The organism is Sphingomonas sp. AOB5, assembly GCF_029433115.1.
GTDB lineage: Bacteria > Pseudomonadota > Alphaproteobacteria > Sphingomonadales > Sphingomonadaceae > Sphingomonas.
On the sequence record NZ_JARNTV010000143.1, the window covers coordinates 1 to 513 of the forward strand.

Here is a 513-nt window from a genome sequence, read left to right on the forward strand (position 1 = left end):
GGCGGTGACGGTGGGGGCGGCCTCGCCCGGAGCCGGGCTGTCGCAGGCGGCGAGAACCGAGCCGCCGATCGCGGCGGTCGCCATCGCAGCGCCACCGTTGCGCAGCATCTGGCGGCGCGAATAGCGCTGGTCGATCATCTCGTTCAGCGTGGGATTGGCGGAATTGTTCGTATCGACGTCGCCGTCGGTATAGCCGAAGCTGATATCGGTCATGGGAACCCCTCTAGTTTCGCGACCGAGTCATTTGCGCTCGGGTCGCGGCGGTCCTGCGAGGTGCGGATTGCGTGGTGATGCATTTGCGGCGTCGGCGCGATGACAGCTTTGCGACTTGTCGATGACTCGGCTTGAATTGGCGGCCGCTTTGCGCCAGCGGCGGCGAAGATGAGCGAAGACCAACCCAGCGGAAGCCTGGCAGGGCGCGTGGCTGCGAGCGTGCGGTCATGGGAGCTTGCGTGGCGCGACCGGCCCGAGATCGCGGCGGAGCGGCGCGACTGGATGGTCGCGGCCGGGGTC

The 513-nt window shown here is 68.0% G+C and carries 1 protein-coding gene; it reads right to left on the reverse strand.

Going from position 1 to position 513, the window contains the following annotated elements; genetic code table 11:
* Window positions 1-213: hypothetical protein (locus P1X14_RS22090; protein WP_277317576.1), on the reverse strand; the 213-nt coding region annotated here is incomplete at its 3' end.
* Window positions 214-513 lie beyond the last annotated feature (300 nt).